The sequence below is a fragment of the Novosphingobium sp. genome (genome assembly GCF_024642085.1).
GTDB lineage: Bacteria > Pseudomonadota > Alphaproteobacteria > Sphingomonadales > Sphingomonadaceae > Novosphingobium.
This window is the reverse complement of record NZ_JAHEBV010000016.1, coordinates 1-9265: the sequence shown is the minus strand read 5'-3', so window position 1 is coordinate 9265 and position 9265 is coordinate 1. Positions and strand designations below refer to the sequence as shown.

Annotated in this window: 12 protein-coding genes and 1 tRNA gene; 4 read left to right on the top strand and 9 right to left on the bottom strand. The window is 60.8% G+C overall.

Going from position 1 to position 9265, the window contains the following annotated elements; all coding sequences use genetic code 11:
* The 4 genes from Q0L62_RS08395 to Q0L62_RS08380 all read right to left on the bottom strand — a co-directional run.
* Positions 1-422, bottom strand: a 422-nt coding sequence (locus tag Q0L62_RS08395) for a Rieske (2Fe-2S) protein (RefSeq protein ID WP_296678825.1), incomplete at its 3' end; no start/stop codon positions are given.
* 115 nt (positions 423-537) lie between these two features.
* Positions 538-1527, bottom strand: a complete 990-nt coding sequence (locus tag Q0L62_RS08390; protein ID WP_296678823.1) for an NADP-dependent oxidoreductase — start codon at positions 1525-1527, stop codon at positions 538-540.
* A 285-nt stretch (positions 1528-1812) separates the two neighbouring features.
* A tRNA-Arg gene (locus Q0L62_RS08385) sits at positions 1813-1889 on the bottom strand.
* A 45-nt stretch (positions 1890-1934) separates the two neighbouring features.
* A complete protein-coding gene (locus Q0L62_RS08380; protein ID WP_296678821.1) occupies positions 1935-2351 on the bottom strand; it encodes a (deoxy)nucleoside triphosphate pyrophosphohydrolase in 417 nt (138 codons plus the stop codon).
* 83 nt (positions 2352-2434) lie between these two features.
* Between Q0L62_RS08380 and Q0L62_RS08375 the strand changes: the two genes are divergently transcribed.
* The 3 genes from Q0L62_RS08375 to Q0L62_RS08365 all read left to right on the top strand — a co-directional run bounded on the left by Q0L62_RS08375 (position 2435) and on the right by Q0L62_RS08365 (position 3322).
* Positions 2435-2614: a Flp family type IVb pilin gene (locus tag Q0L62_RS08375; RefSeq protein WP_296678819.1), complete on the top strand. Its 180-nt coding sequence runs from the start codon at positions 2435-2437 to the stop codon at positions 2612-2614.
* 122 nt (positions 2615-2736) lie between these two features.
* Positions 2737-2919 (top strand): Flp family type IVb pilin, encoded by a 183-nt coding sequence (locus Q0L62_RS08370; RefSeq protein WP_296678817.1) that lies wholly within the window; start codon positions 2737-2739, stop codon positions 2917-2919.
* A gap of 220 nt (positions 2920-3139) precedes the next feature.
* Positions 3140-3322 carry a Flp family type IVb pilin gene (locus Q0L62_RS08365; RefSeq protein ID WP_296678815.1) on the top strand — a complete coding sequence of 61 codons (183 nt, stop codon included), beginning with the start codon at positions 3140-3142 and terminating at the stop codon, positions 3320-3322.
* A 108-nt stretch (positions 3323-3430) separates the two neighbouring features.
* On the opposite strand, the gene Q0L62_RS08360 is transcribed toward Q0L62_RS08365, so the two are convergent.
* The 5 genes from Q0L62_RS08360 to Q0L62_RS08340 all read right to left on the bottom strand — a co-directional run bounded on the left by Q0L62_RS08360 (position 3431) and on the right by Q0L62_RS08340 (position 8823).
* Positions 3431-4927: a M48 family metalloprotease gene (locus Q0L62_RS08360; protein ID WP_296678813.1), complete on the bottom strand. Its 1497-nt coding sequence runs from the start codon at positions 4925-4927 to the stop codon at positions 3431-3433.
* Between the two features lie 103 nt (positions 4928-5030).
* Entirely contained in the window at positions 5031-5978 is a 948-nt protein-coding gene (locus tag Q0L62_RS08355) for an acetyl-CoA carboxylase carboxyltransferase subunit alpha (protein ID WP_296678811.1), read from the bottom strand.
* Between the two features lie 9 nt (positions 5979-5987).
* Positions 5988-6872, bottom strand: a complete 885-nt coding sequence (locus tag Q0L62_RS08350) for a tyrosine recombinase (protein WP_296678809.1) — start codon at positions 6870-6872, stop codon at positions 5988-5990.
* 5 nt (positions 6873-6877) lie between these two features.
* Positions 6878-8704 (bottom strand): hypothetical protein, encoded by a 1827-nt coding sequence (locus tag Q0L62_RS08345; protein ID WP_296678807.1) that lies wholly within the window; start codon positions 8702-8704, stop codon positions 6878-6880.
* Positions 8701-8823 carry a hypothetical protein gene (locus Q0L62_RS08340; RefSeq protein WP_296678805.1) on the bottom strand — a complete coding sequence of 41 codons (123 nt, stop codon included), beginning with the start codon at positions 8821-8823 and terminating at the stop codon, positions 8701-8703. Before Q0L62_RS08340 ends, Q0L62_RS08345 begins: the two co-directional genes overlap by 4 nt.
* Positions 8824-8913: 90 nt before the next feature.
* Between Q0L62_RS08340 and Q0L62_RS08335 the strand changes: the two genes are divergently transcribed.
* A partial coding sequence (locus tag Q0L62_RS08335) for a shikimate kinase (protein ID WP_296678803.1) occupies positions 8914-9265 on the top strand: 352 nt, incomplete at its 3' end.

The window sequence follows — 9265 nt, the reverse complement described above, 5'->3', positions numbered from 1 at the left end:
CGCGTCAGGCAATTTGCCGCCTTGTCGACCGCGCCGAAGTCCTGGGGACTGGCCACCCCGATCAGCGCGCCATCGTTCTTGAAGGTCCAGCCGTGATAGCCGCACGTAAAGCGGCTCGCGTTACCGGTACCTGCTGCAACCGGGTTGCCGCGGTGGCTGCACATGTTGAGAAATGCGCCGACGCTGCCGTCCTTTTGCCGGGTCAAAAGCAAAGGCACGCCGCAAATATCCATCGCCTTGAAGTCACCCGGCTCTGGCAATTCGCACGACGGCGCGACCATCAGCGGCAGACGGCGAAAGATCTGGTGCTTTTCGCGCTCGAACAGGGCCTCGTCAGTGTAGCTCGACACCGGGATACGCACGACTTCGTCGGCCAGTTCCATCGTTCCGGCGTCGCCATGCGCGACAAGGGAACGGGTCATCTCGATCAATTGTTGGCGCGACATGGCAGGGCCTCACACTTTAAGGTTCGCAAGATAATCGCGCCGACAGCACGGCACGGCAATTGGCATTTTTGCTTGGCGATCCGGCGCGGCGTCAGGGTTTGACCACCAGATTGCCGGTATGCTGCCCGCTGAACAGCATGAGCAGCGCATCGGGAAACTTGTCGATGGGGCTGACTACATATTCGGGCAGGCGCGCCTTGCCGTCACGGATCAACGCAGAGATTTCCTTTTTCGCCTCGGTGAAACGGGCCGCGTGATGTGAAACGACGAACCCGCGCATCGAGGCATTGCGTTCAGCCAGCCGCAGATAGAGCTTGGGGCCCGCGACATCGTCCAGATGCTGGTATTGCGAAATCGCCCCGCAGATCACAACGCGCGCGCCGCCGCTGGGGCGCAGGTTATCCAGCGCGGCATCAAGAATGCTGCCCCCGACATTGTCGAAGAACAGGTCGATCCCGTCAGGAGCCAGCGCACCCAATTGAGCGCCAACATCCCCCGCCTTGTAATCAATCGCTGCATCGGCGCCCAGTTGATCGACCAGGTAGGCGCACTTCGCGGCGCCCCCGGCAATCCCGATGACGTGTGCGCCGCGAGCCTTGGCAAATTGAACAACGCACGAACCAACCGCCCCGGCGGCGCCTGAAACAAGCACCACGTCGCCCGCTTGCACTTCGCCGACCGCGATCAAGCCCACCCATGCGGTCAGCCCGGTGGTGATGCCCAGCAAGCCAATGTATTCTTGCGGCGATACGCCAGGTTCGGGTTCCACCTTGGTCAACTGGCTTGACGGTATCAGCGCCAGCGTCTGTGCCGACAGCATTCCATAAGTCCAGTCGCCTTCGGCATATCCGGCATCGCTGCTGGCAATGACCTGACCAATACCAAATGCGCGAATGGTCGATCCCAGATCGCCTGTTTCATGCATCCCGGCGTCATTCAGCGTTGTGCGGATCCACGCATCCATGGACAGCGTATCGACCTTGACCAGCACCTGGCCTGACGCAACGTCGGCGATCGTTTCATCCTCGATGCCGAAATCGGTCAGCACCGGCGCGCCGTCGGGACGGGTGCGGATGAACACACGGCGGTTGTTATAGGAAATGGCACGTCTCCCGCTGATGCAAATCGGACAAGTGCCTAGCGACCAGCGCCAAAGCGGAGCAACCAGCGATAGTGACAGGAGCAAGCCTGAACGCGCAAAAGGCCACCCTTGCGGATGGCCTTTGGTGTTTGGCGCGCCCGGAACGATTGTCCTGCGCTGCGCTGCGGACGTCTGCGCGCCAGCGGCGCTGCGACCCCGAAAGTCCGCTTGGCTCCATGACCCAACAAACACCAAAGGCCACCCTTGCGGATGGCCTTTGGTGTTTGGCGCGCCCGGAACGATTCGAACGTCCGACCCTCAGATTCGTAGTCTGATGCTCTATCCAGCTGAGCTACGGGCGCGTTGGAAGGGCGCACATAGGGGGCGGGTCTGCGCTTGGCAAGCGCCTAATTCGTCCTTTTTGACGCTTCGTAAAGGGCCGCGGCAAGCGGCACGTCCAAAGGGGGCATGGGCAGGTTGGCCAGATTTCCTGGTGCCACCCAGGCAAGCTCTTCTGCTTCCAGTGCAACCGGCTCGCCGTGCCAGGTGCGGCAAATGTAAAGTAGAACGACATGCGGAAATCCAACAGCTGAGGCGAACCGAAACGGGATCAGCGATTCGCTGTCGATCGCAATGGCAAGTTCTTCCGCCAATTCCCGAACCAGCGCTGCCTCAAGGCTTTCCGCCCGTTCGACCTTGCCGCCGGGAAACTCCCAAAGTCCTCCGTGCGCTTTGTTAAATCGGCGTTTTTGCATCAGCACGGCACCCGATGCGTCAATCAGCGCTGCCGCCACGACCGGGATGATTGTCGGAAAACTTGGCACTCGCAGCTCCGCCTTCAACTGTTTCTTAACGAACCAATGCCAGTTTCGGCATCGAACGAACTCCGGTGGGGTGGGAGACGAAGATGTTCAAGTTGATGTTGCAAAATCTGGCTCGAGACGAACGCGGGGCTACTGCCATCGAATATGGCCTGATCGTCGCCTTGATTGCGATCGGCGCAGTCGCCGCGATGAGCAAGCTGGGTGGCTCTTCGAAAGGTGGCTTGCAAGCCACCGCCGATGCGATTTCAAACGCCATATCCTGATCAATATTTTTGAGGTCAGTTAAGAAATTAGCAAGACCTCTAGCCTAACCCGGGCTCGTCCTTTCCGGGGTTTAAATACGAAAGGGCGGGTAAATGAAACTGCTTAAAACTGGAGACCAATCATGAAGTTCATCAACAAGCTGATCCGTGACGAAGCCGGCGCGACCGCCATCGAATATGGCCTGATCGCCGCTCTCATCGCGGTTGCTGCAATCGTTGCCATGCAGAACATGGGCAAGAACCTGCAGAACACCTTCAACACTGCTTCGACCAAGCTGGACTGCGCCAAGACCACGTCTTGCTAAGCGCGTCCGAAGCTTAAGGCTTCGAACACAAGGAAAGGCGGCGGAGAAATCCGCCGCCTTTTTCTTTGTGTGGAATATCCATCACTTAGCTTTTTCGCGCGCTTGGCGCTCTGCCAATTTAACCAGTTCGCAAGGTTTGAAGCATAGCCCTGATCAGGTCCTTTCCGGGGTCGAAAGTGAAAGGGCGGGTAAGTGAAACTGCTTTAACTGGAGACCAATCATGAAGTTCATCAACAAACTGATCCGTGACGAAGCCGGCGCGACCGCCATCGAATATGGCCTGATCGCCGCTCTCATCGCAGTTGCTGCAATCGTTGCCATGCAGAACATGGGCAAGAACCTGCAGAACACCTTCAACACTGCTTCGAGCAAGCTGGACTGCGCCAAGACCACGTCTTGCTAAGCGCGTCCGAAGCCTGACGCTTCGAACAAACAAAAGGAGGCGGCGGAGAAATCCGCCGCCTCTTTTGCGTTCTCCAGCGCGGCGATACCGATCACCGCCCGCACCCTGTCAGTATGTCACCAGTTTGATCTTCTGCCCCGCACTGATGCGGCTGGACGCTGTCAGTCCATTGAGCACAAGAAACCGGTCAAGCTGCGCGTCAGTATAGGCCATGCGCTGGGCCAGACTGTTGACCGTATCGCCTGACCTGGCCGTAATCACCACTAGCTTGCGCGGCTTGACCGCGCCTGCCTCGGTTGCAGAGATCCGGCGCATCGATGAATACATCTGATTGAACACACTGGCACTGCCGGCCGGCACGATCGTCAGGAAATGGTAAGCGTGGGTCGCGTCGAACTGATAAGCGAACACGGTCACGTCAACCTGGCTGTTGCCGTTGTTGACGCGCTGCGTTGCATAGGCCGCCGGGATCCCGTTGACTGTCGTGCGCGAAATCGTGCCTGGATCGATTTTGGGCTGGTTAGTGTCGGTCAGGCCGGCAAAAGCCGCGCGAATGTAGGCATCAAGATCGCCGCTGAAAGCACCGGTCGTGAACTGACCTTTGCCCGATTGCCCCGCGATCGTGACCGCCTGCGTGCCATTGAGCATGTAGAAGCCGTTGGGCGATTGAAATGCCAGACGCAAATCGGGATGCACGAAATTGCGGCCATCGACCACGCCCTGGCGCGGATCATCGCCGTAGGTCAGGCCGCTTATCCGGGTCAGGAACGTATCGCGATTGGTAGTCCCGGCTGCGGTGGCGCCAGCATAACTCAGGGCCGTCCGGACCCGCGATGCAGGATCGGGATGGGTCGATGCCCAGGCCGGAACTTGGTTGCTTGACCCCATCAGCCTTGCGTCCAGCGCATTTTGCGCGGCAAGGCTTTGCAGCACGGTCGACATGGCGCGTGGATCATATCCGGCGCGCTTGAGGTAAGTGATGCCCAGCCGGTCAGCTTCTGATTCCTGGTCACGGGAATATTTGAGTGTCAGCAATTGCGAACCTTGCGCAAAGCCCTTCTGCAGGACTTGACCAAGCTGGCTGTTCCCAAGCAGCACCCCGGAAAGGACCGTTCCCAAAACACCGATGATCGAGTTTTTGGTGGCCGCACTTTGCCGTTTGGCTGCATGGCGTGCTGCTACGTGGCCAACTTCGTGGCCGAGCACGCCCGCCAGTTCCGCTTCGTTATTCATCAACGAGACGAGCTGGCGGGTGGTGTAGACATAGCCTCCGGGAATGGCGAAGGCATTGTTGACTGACGAGTTTAGCAGAGTGACAGTGAAATCGCCGCGCGCGTTGCTCAACCCCGATTGCACTGCAATGTTCTTGCCGATCGTTTCGACATAAGCGGCCTGTGTACCGGTTTCAGCGCCGCCAAACTCTGCCAGCAATTGCGGGTGCGCCTTGGCGCCTTCCGCCCTGTCGGCCGCACTGATGGACTGCACGGCAGAGGCACTGGCCGCGGGCCTGGCGCTTTGCGCAGACGTGCATGCCGGCAGCACCAGCAGCGAAACACCGGTGGCGTAACCGACTATAAAACGATTCAAATGGGATACCTGTTTCATGCAATCCTCCTCGCCGGCCTAAAAGGCGCGATCGTAACGAGTTGGAAACTGCAGGGACAGAGAATTGTTCCCGAGTATACAGATAGCTGGCGAGATGCAGGGCCTAACTGGCGCCGATGCGAAGAAACCGATCTTCCCGCATTGTCCGCAATTGCGAGGCGGATAATTTTGTCAGGCGGTCAAGCTCATCCCCGATTGCATCGCCCAGCGAAGCGGATGCGGTCTGCGGATCGCGGTGCGCACCGCCGACCGGTTCCTTGACGATCCGGTCAATGACCTTGAGCGCCAGCAGATCCTGCGCGGTCACCTTCATCGCTTCGGCGGCGTCAGCAGCCCGTTCGCTTGTGCGCCACAGTATTGAAGCGCAGCCTTCGGGCGAGATCACCGAATAGATCGCGTGTTCAAACATCAGCACGCGCTCGGCGCTGGCCAGGGCCACAGCCCCGCCCGACCCGCCTTCGCCGACAATCACCGAGACCATCGGCACCGGCAAAGCCAGGCACGCTTCGGTCGAACGGGCAATCGCTTCGGCCTGTCCGCGTTCCTCAGCCTCTACCCCCGGGAATGCGCCAGAGGTATCGACCAGCGTGACGACCGGCAGACCGAAACGTCCGGCCATATCCATCAGGCGGATCGCCTTACGATAGCCTTCGGGTTTGCCCATGCCGAAATTGTGCCTGATGCGGCTTTGGGTGTCATTGCCCTTTTCATGGCCGATCAGCATGATGCGTCGATCGCCCAGTCTGGCAAAACCGCCAATGATCGCCTGGTCATCGCCGTAATAACGGTCGCCGCCCAGCGGCATGAAATCGGTGAACGGCATCGCCGTAAAATCGCTGAAATGCGGCCGCATCGGGTGACGCGCGACCTGGGTTTTCTGCCACGGTGTCAAGGCGGCATAGGTCGTCGCCAGCAAGTCCGCGCTCTTGCTTTCAAGGCGGCGGATTTCAGATGAAATATCGACATCGCCGTTGCTGGCAGTCTGGCGCAGCTCGGCAATCCGGGCTTCCAGCGCCGCAACCGGCTTTTCAAACTCGAGGTAGGAAATCATTCCTTTGCGCTAGCCCTGCTTGGTCCGCACCGCAAGGGGATGCCTGGCGTTGACCAGTGCCACCAGCCGCGCGCTATCGACATGGGTGTAGATCTGCGTGGTCGAAATATCCGCATGGCCCAGCAAAGTCTGCAAGACGCGCAAATCCGCGCCGCCTTCCAGCAGGTGCGTGGCAAATGCGTGGCGCAAGACATGGGGGCTCACTTTGTCGGGATCTATACCGGCCCGCGCCGCCAGACCGCGCAGCAACTGAAACAGACGGACGCGGGTCAGGTACCCCTGTTTCGAGGTTGAGGGGAACAGCACCCGCCCGCCCTCGCCCCGCACCGCCAGCCAGCGTGACAATGCCCGCCTTGCAGCGCTGCTCACCGGCACCATGCGCTGTTGTCCGCCCTTGCCGGTAACCGTCAGGAACGGAGCATCCCGCGGCACGGCAGATAACGGCAGCGAAACCAGTTCGGTCGCACGCAAGCCCGACCCATAAAGCATTTCCAGCAAAGTGAGCAGACGAACCGGCGCGGATTGATCGCCTTGTGCTTCAAGTTCGGCGCGTTCGAACATTGCCGTTACTTCTGCGTGCGACAGCAAACGCGGCAATGGTCGCCGGCTGCGCGGGCGCGGCAAGGCACGCGAAGGATCGTCGGTGCGCCAGCCTTCATCGACCAGAAAGGCGAAGAACTGGCGCAGGGCCGAACATTTGCGCGCCACGCTGGACGGCGCAAGCGACGCCCAGGTCGCGCCAAGCGATGCAACCTCGGCCTGGCCGGCCGCCACCAGATCACCCAGCGCTTCTTCCGCGCTTTCCAGATCACGGCGATAGGCGGCAAGCGTGTTGGGCGCAGCACCGCGTTCTGCAGCCAGCATGGCCAGGAAGCTGTCGATGGCCGATGTCAACGGCTCTAGCCCCGGGCGACCGCCTCGGCCGCAATCATCCGCGCTTCGGCCGAAAGTCCGACCCGGTTCAGGGCATTGACGATGTGGAACAGGTTGACGCTGGTCATCTTGTCCCAGCCGTCTCCTTGCATCCCGACACCGGCCAGAAACACCACCAATGCCTGGTTTTCAACCTCTGCCGCCTGATCGATCAGCGCGGTCCACCGTGTCTGGCGGCCTGGATCGATACCCAGCTTGCTCGCAAAATCCCGCGAAACCGCTGTTTCAACGCGGCCCAACGCGGCCAGACCAGCCAGAAGAAAACGTGATTTGCGGTGGCCTTCCGATGCATCGTTATCGTAAAAATCGTTGAGCGTGCCGGCTGCTACGCCGCCTTGCAAAGTTGGCGCAGCAAGCGCCAGCTGGGCCCAGGCAAGACCGCCCGGATCGCTTCGGCCAAGCCAGCGCAGCGCGTTCTGGTCAAGGCCTGCCGCCAGCATGGAAGCGATAAGATCAGGCGCTTCGCCATCGAATGCGCCGTCCACCGGCATGCGTGCCGCAGCATATGCGGTTAACACCTGGCGAGAATAGCGCGCCTGGGCATCGCTGCCCCCGTCCCACAATCCCTTGATGGCGCTCATCCGGTCGGCAGGTTCAGTGCCGACATAGGCGTTGCGCAGCATATCGGCCCGGTCCGACCATTCGCCGGTGATATCGTCCTGTGCGTAAATCTGGCTGTATAGATCGACCATCGCAGCTGACGACAGGATGCCGGCTCCTGCTGCGCGGTCAGCCCCGGCAGCGCGACTGGTCAGCGAAACCATCGGCGCGGTCGCTGCAAGATAGCTGTAACGCGGACCGTCATCTTTGAGCAATCGGGCGGGCGGCTCAAGCCCGACGGCGATCGCCAGCGCATAGCGCCACGGCTTCATCGTATCGACCTTGTCCCATTCGATCTTGACCGCCTGGCGGGATTTGCCTGCAGCGCCAGCAAATTTCTTGGCCAACAACATGTCAATCTGCGGCCACACGCCCGATCGCTGCATCTGGTTGAGCTGAGCCATCCCGGCAGAACCATCGCCCTGAAACGAGGCGCAGACCGAGCGCAGCACCCGCCAGTCAACATCCTTCCGGATTCCGCCATGCACCGCGATCACCGGGCAAATGCCGGTCACGTCCGCTGTAGCGGCAAAGGCGTCCATCGCCGCCTGGGTCAGGCTGGGCGTGTAATTCCCTGCATCCACATCCTGAACCACGGCGCGGGCTGCATCTCCTTCGCCCATCCGGACCAGAAGTGCAGCGCGCGATGCAGCAAAGTCGGCCGGGTTCATGCCGATCGGCGCATCCAGCCGCGATGCCAGGGCCCGGCGCAGCAGGATATGCCCCCAGCGTGAGACCATCCGTCCCTTGTTTCCGTCCAGTGCGGCTTTGACCAGGTCTTGCGGTTGCTGGCTGACCGACCCCGCCGCAAGTCCCCCTTCCGATGCCGCCAACACGCCGACTTGCGCCATTGACCGGCGGGCGGCCGCTGGCATGTCGAACTTGGGCTTAAGGCCCAGCAATTCGTCCAGATCGTCAGGCGACATCGCCTCAAGCTCACCCAGAGTAGGAATGCGCAAACCGGAAGGCAGGCTGGGTGCCCGGGGTACAGCCGACGGGGTTCGGGTATCACCGGGCAGCGGTTGAATCACGGGCGATGCCGTTGGATTGGGTGCCGGCGTGTCAACTTTGGGCGCCGGCTTGGGCTTTTCAAAGCCAGGCGGCAGCAACGATTCAGGCGAATCCTGCGCCGCTGCCCAGACCGAGCTTAGTGCCAGGGCAGCGCCGCCCACGAATAACCAGGCGCGGTTCATCGGGCCGCCTCAGGCAAGAAGGCGGGCGCAGTCATCGGGCGCACCGGCTCGACCCCGCCATCGATCCAAGCCCACGCCAACAGCCCGGCGATTGCCAGGCCCGCCACGACCAGTGTCACTCTTGCTTCCCACCGCACGCTATTCGCCACCCGCGACCTCTCAACCCAATACTTGCGTGACCGGTTAGCCTATCTATAGGCGGGGCCGCAATGGAACTTGACGGTGCAACTCTCAGTTCGGCGGAAATCGAGGCGCTTGCTGCGCGTCTTGATCGTCCGATCGTGCTGATCGGGATGATGGGCGTGGGCAAGTCCAGCGTCGGCCGCAAGCTGGCGAATGTGCTGCATGTTCCGTTTGTCGATGCCGATGAAGAGATCGAGCGCGCAGCGCAAATGTCGATTGCCGAAATGTTCGAACAGTTCGGCGAAGACTATTTTCGAAGCGGAGAACGGCGGGTGATCGCCCGCCTGATTGAAGGCGGGGACAAACGCTGCGTGTTGGCAACGGGCGGAGGCGCCTTCGTCAATCCAGAAACGCGCCGCCTTATTCTGGACCAGGCAC